The organism is Parasedimentitalea nitratireducens (genome assembly GCF_057444295.1).
Map to the genome: position 1 here is coordinate 664,293 of NZ_JBYAXC010000002.1, position 15,007 is coordinate 679,299.

A 15,007-nucleotide genomic window follows, 5' to 3' on the forward strand; every position below is an offset into this window, starting at 1 on the left:
CGGTGCAGCATCAGATGCTACACCTCGGCCGAGGTCTGCTTTCCCCATATCAGCTTGGCCAACCGATCCATCGCCGATTTGATTTCTATTGGTTGCTCTTCCAAAACGTCCGAAGCAGGTTCAGCCTGCTTTAGCGGCCGCCCACCCTCAGCCTCGGCAAGCGGGTTCATCCGTGGATCCAGTCTCAGGGCATCAGAGGGACAGATAGAACAACACATGCCGCACTGGATACACTGGCGTTCTACCATAGTCAGATCGCCAGTACTTTCATCGATGGACAAGGCATCGGTAGGACACACCCAAACACAACTTTGACACCCGGTACAGGCCGTGAAATCAAGAGAGATCGTTCCATAAGGCGCATCTGGTGGCAGCGGTACGGGAGATCTGCTTGCAGGCAACAAAGCAGTGGCACAGGCCTGCACACTGGCCCGGCGCCGCGTGGTGCTAGCAGGCCGATCCGCGCGCCAGCGACCTGAAACCTTTGGCAACGCAACCATCACATCAACAAGACTTTGCTGCGGCCCAAAAAGCTCAACACGGCCTTTGCCACCCAAGGCAACTGTCAAATCGACCTCTTGCTGCTGCACTGCTCTCGACGTTGGTAGAGACAACTGCTGCAACACAACCCTGTCAAACCCAAACGCCAATGCCTGCAGGATATCAGCATGGCCGATATGATCTAAACTGCACACTTCAACCGCATGCACCCAGGCTGAAACGCCGAGATTCTGGACATCACAAACATCACCGCGTGCAGCGGCATCGTACAGCAACAAAACCTGAGTTTGCCGTTTTTTCCTATGGCGTGAAAATGCAGCGTTGCAGATATCCAGTAGTGGCAAATCTGACTGCCTACCCATCGGGCTCTGAAGCGTTACGCTCTTGGTCCACTGTAGTTTATTGTGGCGAAAACAATGTCCTGCGCTTGCCACATTTGGAAAATGGCACAAACACATATCAGTTTGTTTCCAATCAGGCATTGTCACCCCTTCTGGGCTGCCAGAGCTAACGAACTCAGAACACAAAACATACATTCTACTTGTTGATTAATAGTTCGCCATGCGCGCAACTCAAGATAGAATTCAACGTCAAGCTGCGCTTTTCTTGTACTTTAATAAATCAGCCCGCCGTGCAGGACACGGCGGGCTAACTTTAGTCGGGCTTAGATTTTCTAGTCGCCAAAGCTTACTTCAACGCAGCATCGGTAATTGCATGTGTCCAGGCCCCTTCTGGCATCTTGGTAATCACTGGGTCTGATCCGCCACCCAACAATGTCGATACGGTACGTTCAAAATCTGCTGGATCCAGGCTGCCGTTGCTGCCAGCGGTCAATTTGGCGATTTCAGCCATCATGCGCTGCTGATGAGCCTCGGTCTGTGCGCCAGACGCATCATTATCCAATACGATGTCAGCAGCTTCGCTTGGGTTGGCCTCGGCGTATTTCCAGCCTTTCATTGATGCACGCACAAAGCGAACCATCTTGTCCTGGAACGCTGGATCTTCAAGATTAGCCTCTAGCGCATAAATGCCATCTTCCAGTGTCGCAACGCCCTGGTCTTCGTACTTAAACGTCACCAACTCGTCCTCGGACACACCCGCATCTAGAACCTGACCATATTCATTATAGGTCATGGTCGAAATACAGTCCGCCTGACGCTGCAGCAGTGGGTCAACGTTAAAGCCCTGCTTCAGCACGGTCACACCATCGTCACCACCATCGGTGCTGATGCCCTCTTTGCTCATCCAGCTCAGGAATGGGTATTCATTACCATAGAACCAAACGCCAATGGTCTTGCCTTTGAAATCTGCAGGGCTGGTTATGCCGGTGTCTTTCCAGCAGGTCAGCATCAGACCCGAAGTTTTGAAAGGCTGGGCGATATTGACCACCGGCAGGCCTTTTTCACGTGCCGCCAAGGCCGACGGCATCCAGTTCAGCATTACGTCAGCGCCGCCACCGGCCAGAACCTGCGGTGGAGCAATGTCCGGACCACCAGGCAGGATGGTCACGTCCAAATCCTCTTCGCTATAGAACCCCTTGTCGAGCGCCACGTAGTAGCCAGCGAATTGTGCCTGTGTCACCCATTGCAGCTGCAGGCGTACCTCGTCGGCGGCCTGCGCAGTTCCCGCAGCACCCAGTGCTACAGCAGCAGCTGTCAAAATGTGTTTCATTGGTATGTACTCCCTGTGGTTGTGGTCAAAGCTTGCAAGAATTTGACCATCCGTTCAAAGTTTATCTTATCCCTTTGACAAAGCGCTTAATGCCTTGCCCGAATTTTGAGCACCAATAGCCGTAAAACGGCTCCGGAGTGCCCAACCGGTTCTACAGCGCCCCTCCTCCGAGGCGCTGCAGTATCTCAAATCTCAACGCCGCTGCGACGGGTGCCAGAATGTTAGCGACTTCTCGACCAGCGCAACCGCACCGTAGAACATCGACCCTGCCAGCGCCGCCACAACGATCTCAGCCCAGACCATGTCCAGCGCCAGTTGCCCCACGCTAGTGGATATCCTGAACCCCATACCTACGGTTGGGGAGCCAAAGAATTCCGCCACAATGGCGCCAACCAAGGCAAGCGTGGTTGAGATCTTCAGGCCGTTAAAGATAAACGGCAGCGCCGCTGGCAGGCGCAGCTTGAAAAAGCTCTGCCAATAGCTGGCCGCATAGGTCTGCATCAGATCCCGCTGCATAGCGCTGGTTTCCCGCAAGCCTGCCACCGTGTTCACCAGAACCGGAAAGAACACCATGACCACAACAACAGCGGCCTTGGAGTGCCAGTCAAAACCAAACCACATCACCAGAATGGGTGCCGTACCCACAATCGGCAGCGCGGCGACAAAGTTTCCAACCGGAAGCAAACCACGGCGCAGAAAATCACTACGGTCCATCACAATCGCCATCAGGAATGCCGCCGAGCAACCAATCACATAGCCACTCAAGGCTCCCTTCACAAAAGTCTGCAGGAAGTCTTCCCACAGTTTGGACAGATTGGCACCAAAGGCAGCACCGATATCTGTCGGCGCCGGCAGGATCACGAGCGGAACTTCAAGTCCCCGCACCAGAAATTGCCAGACCAGCAACAGCGTCACCCCAAAAATTAGCGGCACCAGTAATTGAACTTCGCGTGTTGCCGAGCGTGGCCCATTAGCCAAGCGGCTATTCAGCCACCAGCCGCCGCACCAGACGAGAACAGCCAGGATAACCATAATCATGCGCCCATCCCCATCCGTTTCAAAACGGATCGCTCAATCAATCCCAACAGTGCCACCAAACAGGCCGCCAGAATGGCCGCAGCAAACAGCGCCGACCAGATCTGCACGGTCTGGCCGTAGTAGCTACCGCCCAACAAGCGTGCGCCCAGTCCGGCCACGGCACCCGTTGGCAGCTCACCCACGATGGCCCCAACCAGCGAAGCAGCTATACCAATTTTCAGCGAGGCAAACAGATAGGGCATCGACGCTGGCAGCCGCAGCTTCCAGAAGCCCTGATTGGTGCTGGCGTTATAGGTGCGCAGCAGATCCAGCTGCATCCCATCCGGGCTACGCAAGCCTTTGACCATGCCCACCACAACCGGGAAGAAGCTCAGATAGGCCGAGATTACCGCCTTGGGCAGGATGCCTTGAACGCCAATCGAATAGAGCACCACAATGATCATCGGTGCCAGTGCGATAATTGGAATGGTCTGGCTAACAATGGCCCAGGGCATCACCGACATTTCCATCACCTTGGAATGCACAATGCCAACAGCAAGCAAAATACCCAATCCAGTGCCAATGGCGAAACCCAACAAAGTCGCGCTCAGCGTCACCCAGCCATGAAAGAACAGGCTGCGCTTGGACATTATCTTGCCTTTCAGCACCATGGCCCCTGTGGTCTTCCACAACTCTTGCGCCACCTGATGTGGCGCTGGCAGACGTGGTCGATCCTGTGCCCAAGTAGCCGGTATGGCAAAGCTGTTATCCAGCACCAGACCTATCTCTCCCATGTCACGCCGATCTTTAGCACCAGCGGGTGTCACCTCGGCCCCTGCGCGTTCAGCTTCTGTCAGTACCCCTTTGATATTCATAGGCAAACAGGCCGCGTACCATAAGGCAATGATGGTGGTAAGAACGGTCAAAACGGCGATCATGGTCTTCATGCCCGCCACTCCATTCTCAGCTCACGAATGCCGGTTTTCTCGCGCTCTTCTAGCGGTACAAGGGTACTTGGTTGCCCTTCCTCCAATTCAGCTACAGGAGTGAACCCTTCACGCATGTAAAACTGCTGTGCGCGTGTGTTTGGTACATGGGTGTTGAGCGATAGAAAATCGCGCCCCTCTTTGGCGCGGTCCAACAGGGCCTTGCCAATGCCGCTGCCAGGCTGCGCGCAGTAAAAACCCCAAATATGGGCGATCTCACGCTCCAGCGACAGATACCCCTGGACCGGATCACCAGCCACCCAGATTTCACGATGGGACAGCCCCACACTCAGCATGCTCTCAATATCTTCCGCCGGAAGATCGCGCTGCATCCACTGGGTATCATCTATCCAACTGTTCACGATACGCGCCATGTCTGGCACATCGCGTTGTTCGGCCTGTCGTACCTCAGTCATCTGCATGCCCCGCACGCAGGCCTTCGCGCACCCGGTGTGCGACCTCGATGAACTCGGGACTGTCACGAATATCCAGCGGCCGCTCTTTTGGCAGCGGGCTTTCGATGACATCAGTGATCCGCCCCGGTCGCGGGCTCATCACCACGATCTTGGTCGACAGATACACCGCCTCGGGGATCGAGTGGGTGACAAAGCCAATGGTCTTGTTGGTGCGCGCCCAGAGCTTCAGCAACTGCTCGTTCAGGTGGTCCCTCACGATTTCATCGAGCGCGCCGAACGGTTCGTCCATCAGCAGGATGTCCGCGTCAAAAGCCAGCGCTCGAGCGATGCTGGCCCGCTGCTGCATGCCACCGGACAACTGCCACGGGTATTTGCCACCAAAGCCTGACAATTCAACAAGTTCTAACACTTCGTTAACGCGCTTTTCCTGCTCCGCCTTGGAATACCCCATGATCTCAAGCGGCAGCTTGATGTTGCGCGCAATGTTACGCCAAGGGTACAGTCCCGACGCCTGGAACACATAGCCATAGGCGCGCTGACGCCGCGCCTCGTCCGGGGTCATGCCATTCACGGTAATCTCGCCACCGGTTGGCTGCTCCAGTGCCGCCATCACCCGCAGGAATGTGGTCTTGCCGCAGCCCGAAGGCCCGATAAAGCTGACAAAGTCGCCCTTATTGATGGTCAGGTTCACATCTTTCAGCGCCTGAACCGGCCCGTCATTGGTGGGAAACACCAGATCCAGGTTCCGAGCTTCGACGACGGCCTTGGTCACATCAGCCTGGGTAGTCGTTTCAATATTCATTCTATTGCCTTGATAACACAGGGTATTGGGCCGCCATTGCCAGCGACCCTCTGCTGATTAAACGCCGGTGTCCGGTATACCCGAACGCTCCACTGGTCGTGGTGCTGTCAGCTCTTTCCAGGAACTCAGCGCCTTGTTGACCGTCGTATTTGCCTCGCGCGACACAAACTTGCCGTGCCCCTCTTGGCAACGGATCTCGCCGTCGTGCACTGCCACATGGCCCCGGGTTAATGTAAAGCGCGGCAGGCCTTTGACCTCATGCCCCTCGAAGACATTGTAGTCGATGGAGCTTTGCTGGGTAGAGGCCTGAATAGTCTTACTTTTCTCAGGATCCCAGACCACCAGATCGGCATCCGCCCCAACCAGAACCGCGCCCTTCTTGGGATAGCAGTTCAGGATCTTGGCGATATTGGTCGAGGTCACGGCGACAAACTCATTGGGCGTCAAACGTCCGGTGCCCACACCATGGGTCCACAGCATCGGCATCCGGTCCTCTAGCCCACCAGTGCCATTGGGAATCTTGGTAAAGTCGCCCACACCGCTGCGTTTTTGATCGGTGGTAAAGGCACAGTGGTCAGTTGCCACCACCGACAATGACCCGGACTGCAAGCCATTCCACAGGCTGTCCTGATGTTGCTTGTTGCGGAATGGAGGTGACATCACCCGGCGCGCCGCGTGGTCCCAATCAGGGTTGAAATACTCGCTCTCATCCAGCGTCAGGTGCTGGATCAGCGGCTCACCCCAAACCCGCTTGCCCTGCATCCGGGCACGGCGAATGGCCTCGTGGCTATCCTCGCATGAAGTATGCACCACATAGAGCGGCACGCCAGCCATATCGGCAATCATGATCGCGCGGTTGGTGGCTTCACCTTCGACCTGGGGCGGGCGGGAATAGGCATGCGCCTCGGGGCCATTATTGCCTGCTGCCAACAGCTTAGCGGACAGTTCTGCCACCACATCGCCGTTCTCGGCATGCACCATGGCAATGCCGCCCAGCTCGGCAAGACGTTGGAATGACGAATACAACTCGTCATCGTTCACCATCAACGCGCCCTTGTAGGCCATGAAGTGTTTGAAGGTGTTGATGCCGCGTTCCTGGATGACGGTTTTGATGTCGTCAAACACCTGCTCGCCCCACCAGGTCACCGCCATGTGAAAGGAATAATCACAGTTTGCGCGGGTCGATTTGTTGTCCCAGCGTTTCAGCGCATCCAGCAGGCTTTCACCAGGATTTGGCAGCGCAAAATCGACCACCATAGTGGTGCCACCCGCCAATCCGGCCCGCGTGCCGCTTTCAAAATCATCCGAGCTGTAGGTGCCCATAAATGGCATCTCAAGATGGGTGTGCGGGTCAATCCCACCGGGCATCACGTAACAACCGGTTGCGTCAAGCTCCTCATCACCTTTCAGGTTCGGACCGATCTGGGTAATCACCCCATTTTCAACCAGAACATCCGCTTTGTAGGTGAGGTCAGCCGTGACGATTGTACCGTTCTTGATGACTTTACTCATTGTAATAACTCCCTGTTTTTTCGGCAATTAGCGCCCTCCTCGGCGCTAGTCGCAAATCTGTTTTCCCTCGCTATCGACCAGCGTGCGTACCCATTGGTCGCGGCGGTCAAAGTAGGAATAGCATCCGTCCGGATCGCGCAAGGCATCGCTGGTACTGACCCCTTTGGGTAGCGCCGCTCGCGCCGCTTCCGAGATGACAGTTTGGTCATTCAAGTTTGGCGTGCAGGCACCAAGCGATAAGGCCACCGAAGCGAAAACCGGACCAATCAAGTTGCAGGATCTAAACGTCATCTTCTACATCCCTTCATTCGTCTGCCTTCTGGGCATTGTTGGTGCCCGATCATTCATGAAAATCTGCAAGAAAGGCATCCTTTACAGGCCAGATTTCCTCGACTGCGCCTTCCATTTCTCCAAGAAGCGCATAAGCCAACCCCCAGTCTTCTTCATGGTTCTCCCAATAGCTTTTAGGCACCTCTAGAACCGCCTTAAATAGGTCTCCATCGAGGTTTCGACCAAAGATTGTTGGGTTCCTTTTCAGCAACTTAAGAGCATGTGGGACCACATGTTCCAACGCCTCATCATTTACTATCAAAGCTACAGCTTCGGAAGCGGTGACCAGAGAGAGGGGCTTGATGCAAGCACGAGCGCAGCATTCAATCAAACCAGTTTGATAGGGGCCAGGATCATCTTCCCATCCCATCAGCGTGTTGATTGAGAGTACATTTCTCGGCCCCAGCATTTTCGCCGCATGCACGCACTCAATCCAGTCATCGCGAAAGGTCATTTCGTCTGACTTTTCTATCGCACAGGACAAATTCCACAGCGCCTGCTTCTCCGCGTTTCGCCCCCCATCCTCCATTTGATCCGCTAGTTCATCGAGAACCGCGCTCAGGACCAAAGCGTCAGAAACCGTAAGATCGATACTCACAGTTTTGTTTGGATTGATATCTGGCGGCGAAGCCGTCACTCCACAATCTCCGCCGTTTCGACAACCGCGTGGAACAGCACATTGGTTCCAGCGGCTGCCCAATCCGGGCTGATCTCTTCCGCCTCATTGTGGCTCAGTCCATCCACACAAGGGCACATCACCATTGCGGTTGGGGCCACGCGGTTGATCCAGCAGGCATCATGCCCTGCTCCAGAAATCAGATCGATATGCGAATAACCCAGCCGATCCGCCGCATTGCGCACTGCTGTTACACATCCCTCGTCGAACTGAACCGGGTCAAATCCGCCAACCTTTTCAAACTCTACAGTTACGCCCATGGCGTCAGCAATGTCCTGAGCCTGTTCGCGGAAGTTCAACTCCATGTCCTCAATCACCTCCAGCTCGGGGCTGCGGAAATCGACGGTAAAGACCACCTTGCCGGGGATCACATTACGCGAGTTGGGATATACGTCGATGTGACCAGCTGCGCCCACCGCATGGGGGGCATTCCGCCAAGCAATTTCATCCACCGCTTCCAGCATACGCGCCATGGCAAGCCCCGCATTGCGGCGCATCGGCATCGGGGTGGACCCGGTGTGTGCATCCTTGCCGGTCACCGTCACTTGGGTCCAGCTAAGGCCCTGACCATGGGTGACCACACCAATGTCTTTTTCATCAGCCTCCAGAATTGGCCCCTGTTCGATATGCAGTTCAAAGAAGGCATGCATCTTGCGCGCGCCAACTTCCTCGTCACCTCGCCAACCGATGCGGCTCAGCTCATCGCCAAATTTCTTGCCCTCGGCGTCCTCACGGTCATAGGCCCAATCCTGCGTGTGGATGCCGGCAAAGACCCCAGACGACAGCATCGCCGGTGCGTACCGCGTGCCTTCCTCGTTGGTGAAATTTGTTACCACGATGGGATGTTTTGTCTTGATATTCATATCGTTAAGAGAACGAAGGATCTCTAAACCGCCAAGCACACCCAATACGCCATCATACTTACCACCGGTTGGCTGGGTATCCAGATGCGAGCCCACATAGACCGGCAGCGCCTCCGGGTCAGAGCCTTCGCGGCGAGCAAACATATTGCCCATCTGATCCAGCCCCATGGTACAGCCCGCAGCCTCGCACCAGCTTTGGAACAGGGCGCGCCCTTCGCCATCTTCATCCGTCAACGTCTGGCGGTTGTTGCCTCCGGCGACCCCCGGACCAATCTTCGCCATCTCCATCAGGCTGTCCCACAGCCGCTCGCTGTTGATTGTCAGGTTTTGTCCAAGCGCAGACATCCTAGCTTCCTTCCCTGGTCTTACCCGCCCTTTTGGCGTTTTGTATTATTAGTTGTGCCGTCAGGTGGCTTTGATTTGACCAACTGGTCAAACTCACGCTATCACGGGTTAAACACCAGTCAAGAAATAGCCGCACTTCAAAGCAAAAAACCCAAGATAAACATTGGGGAAATGATCAAAATTCAGGCTTTCAGAAACGTCAGCCCAGCCAAAATACAGAGACCAAGCCATGGCCAACGATCGCGCCCCGACACGTATACAGAAAAAGAATCGCGCGGCCATTCTCGAAGCTGCGCTCGAGATGTTTTCCGCCCACGGGTTTCGCGGCACCACCGTGGATCAGATTGCCACCCAAGCGGGGCTCAGCAAACCGAACCTGCTCTACTATTTTTCATCAAAAGAGGCGATCTTCACTGAGCTGATGGAGGCTCTGCTGGATACTTGGCTGGACCCATTGCGCGCCCTTGATCCAAATGGTGAACCGTTGCAGGAAATCCTGGCCTACGTGCAGCGCAAGCTGCAGATGAGCCGCGATTTTCCGCGTGAAAGCCGCCTTTATGCCAATGAAATTGTCCAGGGCGCACCGCGCTTAGGTGAGACAATCGCCACGGATCTGAACGCGCTGGTCGAGGAAAAGGCCGCTTTGCTGGAAAGCTGGATGGAGGCAGGCCGCATCAACCGCGCCCACCCCAAACATCTGCTGTTTTCCATTTGGTCGCTGACCCAGCACTATGCCGATTTCGAATTTCAGGTTCGCACCTTGATGGGGGATGAAGACCCATATGATGCCGCAGCCGACTATCTGGAAACTCTGTACCGTCGGATGTTGACACCACACAGCTGACAGCAAACACAACAAAGGCGGCACATTCGCGCCGCCTTTGTTTCTTTTTTCTGAAAATATTCACGCCGTAGGCAGGTGCCCATGGGCGCCGTTTTATTCCGCCGCAGTTGCTGATGGATTGTTCGGGTGCGTGGTCCAGTTGCCATATTCCTCAGGCACCACTTCCCCAGTACGCTCATCCACCTGGCCGGGCATCACCTGTTCCATAGTGATACAGCCCTCAACAGGGCAGACATTCACGCAAAGGTTACAGGCCACACACTCGTCATCCTTGACCGTAAACACGCGATCTTCGGACATGGCAATTGCCTGGTGCGAGGTATCTTCGCAGGCGGCATAACAACGACCACAGCTAATGCAGTCGTCCTGATTGATCACCGCTTTGGAGACATAGTTCAGGTTCAGGTACTGCCAATCGGTGACATTCGGCACCGCCTGCCCCATGAAATCGGCAATCGATTTATGGCCCTTTTCATCCATCCACTGGGACAGGCCCGAGATCATCTCTTCGACAACTTTGAAGCCATAGGTCATAGCTGCGGTACAAACCTGTACGTTGCCAGCCCCCAATGAGATGAACTCAGCCGCATCACGCCAAGTGGTGACGCCACCAATGGCAGAAATTGGCAGCCCGTGGGTTTCAGGATCCCGGGCAATCTCAGCTGTCATGTTCAAGGCAATCGGTTTCACCGCCGGACCGCAATAGCCGCCGTGCGTGCCCTTGTCACCAATGGTTGGATTTGGCGCCATCACATCCAGATCAACCGAGACAATCGAGTTGATGGTATTGATCAGGCTCACCGCATCGGCACCACCCTTCTTGGCTGCCCGGGCCGGATGACGGATATCGGTAATGTTCGGCGTCAACTTCACGATCACTGGTTTGGAGTAGTACTTCTTGCACCACTCGGTAACCATCTGAATATATTCAGGAACCTGGCCAACGGCGGACCCCATACCGCGTTCAGCCATCCCATGTGGGCAACCAAAGTTCAGCTCAATGCCATCAGCACCAGTGGCTTCAACCTTGGGCAGGATGTCTTTCCAGGCCTGCTCTTCACAGGGCACCATCAGCGAGACAATGATCGCTCGGTCTGGATAATCCTTCTTGACCCGCGTGATCTCTTCCAGATTCACCTCAAGCGGGCGATCGGTGATCAACTCGATGTTGTTCAAACCCAGCAAACGCCGGTCAGCCCCCCAGATCGCGCCATAGCGTGGGCCATTGACGTTGACCACTGGCGGGCCTTCGGAACCGAGCGTCTTCCAGACCACGCCGCCCCACCCCGCCTCAAATGCACGGCGGACGTTGTATTCCTTGTCCGTTGGTGGCGCCGAGGCCAGCCAAAACGGGTTCGGGGATTTAATACCCAAAAATTCTGTTGTCAGATCAGCCATTTGTCTGCTCCTTGAATTGCTAGCTTGGGGCAACTGCAGCGGCCCCACCACTGGCTTAGCCCATCAGGCTTGCGTGAATGTCGATTGCGGCATCGCGGCCTTCGGCCACGGCTGTCACGGTCAGGTCTTCACCGCCCGAAGCACAGTCGCCCCCGGCCCAAACACCGGCAACTGACGTTTGGCCAGCGTCATTGACCTTGATCTTACGCCCTTCCAGCTCCAATCCCTCGGGCTGACCTTCCAGCGTTTGACCAATCGCCTTGAACACCTGATCGGCCGCTAGACGAACGGTCTCGCCGGTGCCGGAGACTTTGCCGTTCTCTACCGCAGTATACTCCAGTTCGATCTCATTGGTGGCATCATCACCATGCACTGCAACCGGCATCACGTTAAACATCAGCTTGACCCCTTTCGAGGTGGCCAGATCCTGTTCAAACCGGCTGGCGCCCATGGCATCCTGACCACGACGATAGGCAATGGTGACGTTCTCGGCACCCAGCAGTTTCGACTGCACCGCGGCATCCACGGCGGTCATACCACCTCCGATCACCACCACATTGCGGCCAACCGACAGGGTCGACAAGTCACCAGACTGGCGCAGCTCGGCAATGAAATCTACTGCGTCCGATGTGCCGTCTTTGTCCTCACCCGGAGCACGCAAAGCGTTCACCCCAGCCAGACCAATCGAAAGGAACACCGCGTCATAGTCGCCTTTCAGGCTGTCCAGTGTCAGTCCTTCGCCCAGTCCCTGACCGTGTGAAACGCTAATACCACCGATCTGCATCAGCCAGTCGACCTCGCGGGCAGCAAAATTCTCGGTGCTCTTATAGGCAGCAATGCCAAATTCGTTGAGACCGCCCGACTTACCCTTGCGCTCGTGGATCACCACATCATGGCCCAGCATGGCCAACCGATGTGCAGCTGACAGTCCAGCCGGACCTGCGCCAACCACGGCCACACGTTTGCCAGTGCTGGCCGCACGACTAAAGGGATGCCCCTCTTTCGCCATCAAGGTATCAGTCGCATAGCGCTGAAGACGGCCAATCTCAACCGGCTTACCTTCAGCTGTTTCCCGCACACAGACCTCTTCGCACAGGGTCTCGGTCGGGCAGACCCGTGCGCACATACCACCCAGAATGTTCTGGGTCAGAATGGTACGCGCTGCCGCCTCGGGAGTGCCCGTCTGAATCTCGCGAATGAATTGCGGGATATCGATGCTAGTCGGACATGCCGTCATGCAAGGCGCGTCGTAGCAAAAGTAACATCGATCTGCTGCAACAGCCGCTTCATGCGTGTCATAGGCTGGGTGCAGGTCTTGGAAATTGTCAGCAATATCCTGATCGGGCAAACGCCCTGCCTGAATACCGGATGCCTGATGGCCAAGTGCCATTGGGTGTCTCCCTGGATGCGTTCTTGTTACATCCAGAGTGCCACATTTCAATTTTTTATCAACTGGTAAAATTTTAACTGGGCGAAAAAATCTTTATCGACCTCAGCAGTACGCGGCAACCTGTTGTTTTTGCGACATAGCTCGCTGCTTAGCCGCTGAGCATTTGGGCAAGATGTTTAGACTTGATCCACACTCTGGCTCCATTAGGTCCAACTTTTGCAGAAAAATTACTCCCCGGCGGCAGTCTCAACCAGTCCCACTTGCCAAACTCATCCCCGCTTTCACTGTACTCCCCCTCTAGTACAAAAACCTCTAAGCCGTCGGGATTCTGTCGGCTGACATGGGTTCCGGGTGTCCACACCTCGATGCACACAGTCTCTTTCTCGGCGTCAAACAACTGCAGCGTCGAGGTGCTATTTTTGGTGGTGTCTATTCCAACCTGAACCCGGTCTGCTGGATCGAACTGGTGCAGCTTCACCAGAATAGTCGCGCCATCAGCAGCGGCCGGAGTATGCCGCGATGTTGGCGGGTTGCGTACATAGGTCCCTACAGGGAAATCGCCAAGCTCATCCTGAAAGACCCCATCCAGAACTAGATACTCCTCACCACCATCATGGGTGTGAGCATCAAAAGCGGATCCAGGGGCAAAACGCACAATTGTGGTAGCCCGCGCAACTTCTTCACCGATACGGTCAAGCATCTTGCGCTCGACCCCAGGTGCCGGGCTTGGCACCCAAGGTGTATCTGCAAACCGCACCACCACGCGCTTTTCAAAATCCGCATTGATCCGCATCACACTCTCCTTTTGATCTCCAAAAGACCTAGGCGCGGATACCAGCCAACAAAAGCAGGATCACAATAAAGTGGTCAGAGCGGCAGCATTGCCGTCGCTTCGATCTCAATTTTGGCTTCGTCCTCGACCAGCCCCGCAACCACCACCATGGTCATGGCTGGAAAATGGTACCCCATCACGTCGCGATAGGCCTCACCCACCTTGCTTTGGTGCGCTAGGTATTCGGCCTTGTCGGTGACATACCAAGTCAGACGGGTGATATCCGTGACCGCCCCACCTGCTGTTTCCACAACGTCCAGAATGTTGCGCAGTGCTTGACTCATCTGGCCGATGAAGTCCTGCGTTTCAAACACCTGCGCAGCCGTCCAGCCGATTTGCCCGCCCACAAACAGAATGCGACCTTCGCCGATCATACCGTTTGCATAACCCTTGGCAGGCTTCCACCCTTCAGGATGTACTGAAATCGTCGGCATTGCGTGGCCTCTCTGTTGATGCGTCGGTGCAATAGTCTCGCATTCACCAACATGTTTCAAGCTTAAAACATATCCAATCCAGACAACAAAAAGGGCGCGCCCTGCGGCCCACCCCGTTTCTTTGTTAAAACGCCGAGATTAGGGACACTGCCCCGCTCCAGCAGATGCCTTACATACCCAAGGCTTCCTTGTACATTTCCAGCACCGCTTCTTCTTCGGCAATGTCGTCTTTATCACGCTTGCGCAGTGCCACCAGTTTGCGGATCACCTTGGTGTCGTAACCGCGCCCCTTGGCTTCGCCCATGACTTCTTTCATTTGCTCCGCAAGGTCTTTCTTCTCAGCGTCCAGCCGTTCCAGCCGCTCGACAAACTGGCGCAATTCGCCTGCAGTCACACGGTAGCTGTCGCTTTGTTCTTGTTCAGTCACGTCCATCTTTGGCTCCGTCGCTGTAGGATTTTAGAGGCTGGGATACAGCCCATCCAAAAACTTCGCAAGTTGTGATTACACCGCTTTCCCTTGCGTGGGCGGCGCCAATCCATTAGGCGCCTATGCGGACAATCTCACAGGAGCCCAGCCATGTTTGAAATTCTTGTCTGGATCGGAGCCGCAATGTCCGTTGCAGGACTATGTGGCCTAGTATGGTGCATCTTGCACGTCATGCGCGCGCGCAAACAACAACTCGATGACGAGGCTCTGCGCGCTGTAGTGCAATCCGTGCTCCCCTATAACCTTGGCGCACTTCTGTTTTCCATGCTTGGGCTCATGCTGGTGATCGTTGGTGTCATTTTAGGGTAACATCCAACGTGCCTCTTTTGCTGCACTTGGACCAATCCGATTTCAAAACAATGTTCTTTGTTCAGATCAGAACCACCAAAGTCATTGAACCGGTGGCCAACCAGACTTGCAATGCTTTTCATCATCTGCCTCATCATCATCCTTGAAACACATTCCATAAATGATATACGATATAAGCAACGCATGGAGAGCCG

General features: G+C 55.2%; 17 protein-coding genes. 2 read left to right on the top strand and 15 right to left on the bottom strand.

Annotated features, from left to right (window positions below):
- Nucleotides 1-17: 17 nt before the first annotated feature.
- The 10 genes from AC2T28_RS08900 to AC2T28_RS08945 form a co-directional block, all read right to left on the bottom strand.
- Complete coding sequence (locus AC2T28_RS08900) at nucleotides 18-863, bottom strand: 4Fe-4S dicluster domain-containing protein (protein WP_486748618.1); 846 nt, start codon at nucleotides 861-863, stop codon at nucleotides 18-20.
- Nucleotides 864-1,188: 325 nt separating this feature from the next.
- Nucleotides 1,189-2,172: an ABC transporter substrate-binding protein gene (locus tag AC2T28_RS08905; RefSeq protein WP_486748619.1), complete on the bottom strand. Its 984-nt coding sequence runs from the start codon at nucleotides 2,170-2,172 to the stop codon at nucleotides 1,189-1,191.
- Between the two features lie 192 nt (nucleotides 2,173-2,364).
- Nucleotides 2,365-3,210, bottom strand: coding sequence for an ABC transporter permease (locus tag AC2T28_RS08910; protein ID WP_486748620.1), 846 nt, complete (start codon nucleotides 3,208-3,210; stop codon nucleotides 2,365-2,367).
- The gene (locus AC2T28_RS08915; protein WP_486748621.1) at nucleotides 3,207-4,136 is read right to left on the bottom strand and encodes an ABC transporter permease; all 930 of its coding nucleotides are present in this window, start codon (nucleotides 4,134-4,136) and stop codon (nucleotides 3,207-3,209) included. The genes AC2T28_RS08910 and AC2T28_RS08915 overlap by 4 nt, the downstream gene beginning before the upstream one ends.
- Nucleotides 4,133-4,591 carry a GNAT family N-acetyltransferase gene (locus tag AC2T28_RS08920; protein ID WP_486748622.1) on the bottom strand — a complete coding sequence of 153 codons (459 nt, stop codon included), beginning with the start codon at nucleotides 4,589-4,591 and terminating at the stop codon, nucleotides 4,133-4,135. The genes AC2T28_RS08915 and AC2T28_RS08920 overlap by 4 nt, the downstream gene beginning before the upstream one ends.
- Nucleotides 4,584-5,393, bottom strand: coding sequence for an ABC transporter ATP-binding protein (locus tag AC2T28_RS08925; protein ID WP_486748623.1), 810 nt, complete (start codon nucleotides 5,391-5,393; stop codon nucleotides 4,584-4,586). The genes AC2T28_RS08920 and AC2T28_RS08925 overlap by 8 nt, the downstream gene beginning before the upstream one ends.
- Before the next feature lie 57 nt (nucleotides 5,394-5,450).
- A complete protein-coding gene (hydA, locus tag AC2T28_RS08930) occupies nucleotides 5,451-6,905 on the bottom strand; it encodes a dihydropyrimidinase (protein WP_486748624.1) in 1,455 nt (484 codons plus the stop codon).
- A 45-nt stretch (nucleotides 6,906-6,950) separates the two neighbouring features.
- Nucleotides 6,951-7,196 (bottom strand): hypothetical protein, encoded by a 246-nt coding sequence (locus AC2T28_RS08935; protein ID WP_486748625.1) that lies wholly within the window; start codon nucleotides 7,194-7,196, stop codon nucleotides 6,951-6,953.
- A 49-nt stretch (nucleotides 7,197-7,245) separates the two neighbouring features.
- Nucleotides 7,246-7,872 carry a contact-dependent growth inhibition system immunity protein gene (locus tag AC2T28_RS08940; protein WP_486748626.1) on the bottom strand — a complete coding sequence of 209 codons (627 nt, stop codon included), beginning with the start codon at nucleotides 7,870-7,872 and terminating at the stop codon, nucleotides 7,246-7,248.
- Entirely contained in the window at nucleotides 7,869-9,119 is a 1,251-nt protein-coding gene (locus tag AC2T28_RS08945; protein ID WP_486748627.1) for a Zn-dependent hydrolase, read from the bottom strand. Before AC2T28_RS08945 ends, AC2T28_RS08940 begins: the two co-directional genes overlap by 4 nt.
- 229 nt (nucleotides 9,120-9,348) lie before the next feature.
- On the opposite strand from AC2T28_RS08945, the gene AC2T28_RS08950 reads away from it, so the two are divergent.
- Nucleotides 9,349-9,963, top strand: a complete 615-nt coding sequence (locus AC2T28_RS08950; protein WP_486748628.1) for a TetR family transcriptional regulator C-terminal domain-containing protein — start codon at nucleotides 9,349-9,351, stop codon at nucleotides 9,961-9,963.
- 93 nt (nucleotides 9,964-10,056) lie between these two features.
- Here AC2T28_RS08950 and preA read toward each other — a convergent pair whose 3' ends face one another.
- The 5 genes from preA to AC2T28_RS08975 all read right to left on the bottom strand — a co-directional run bounded on the left by preA (nucleotide 10,057) and on the right by AC2T28_RS08975 (nucleotide 14,450).
- Nucleotides 10,057-11,361: an NAD-dependent dihydropyrimidine dehydrogenase subunit PreA gene (preA, locus tag AC2T28_RS08955; protein ID WP_486748629.1), complete on the bottom strand. Its 1,305-nt coding sequence runs from the start codon at nucleotides 11,359-11,361 to the stop codon at nucleotides 10,057-10,059.
- A 55-nt stretch (nucleotides 11,362-11,416) separates the two neighbouring features.
- The gene (locus tag AC2T28_RS08960; protein ID WP_486748630.1) at nucleotides 11,417-12,751 is read right to left on the bottom strand and encodes an NAD(P)-dependent oxidoreductase; all 1,335 of its coding nucleotides are present in this window, start codon (nucleotides 12,749-12,751) and stop codon (nucleotides 11,417-11,419) included.
- Between the two features lie 148 nt (nucleotides 12,752-12,899).
- Nucleotides 12,900-13,544, bottom strand: a complete 645-nt coding sequence (locus AC2T28_RS08965; RefSeq protein ID WP_486748631.1) for a cupin domain-containing protein — start codon at nucleotides 13,542-13,544, stop codon at nucleotides 12,900-12,902.
- Between the two features lie 74 nt (nucleotides 13,545-13,618).
- Nucleotides 13,619-14,017 carry a RidA family protein gene (locus AC2T28_RS08970; protein WP_486748632.1) on the bottom strand — a complete coding sequence of 133 codons (399 nt, stop codon included), beginning with the start codon at nucleotides 14,015-14,017 and terminating at the stop codon, nucleotides 13,619-13,621.
- 169 nt (nucleotides 14,018-14,186) lie between these two features.
- A complete protein-coding gene (locus AC2T28_RS08975; RefSeq protein ID WP_486748633.1) occupies nucleotides 14,187-14,450 on the bottom strand; it encodes a DUF2312 domain-containing protein in 264 nt (87 codons plus the stop codon).
- Nucleotides 14,451-14,594: 144 nt separating this feature from the next.
- Between AC2T28_RS08975 and AC2T28_RS08980 the strand changes: the two genes are divergently transcribed.
- Complete coding sequence (locus AC2T28_RS08980; RefSeq protein ID WP_486748634.1) at nucleotides 14,595-14,813, top strand: hypothetical protein; 219 nt, start codon at nucleotides 14,595-14,597, stop codon at nucleotides 14,811-14,813.
- The last annotated feature ends 194 nt before the right edge of the window (nucleotides 14,814-15,007 follow it).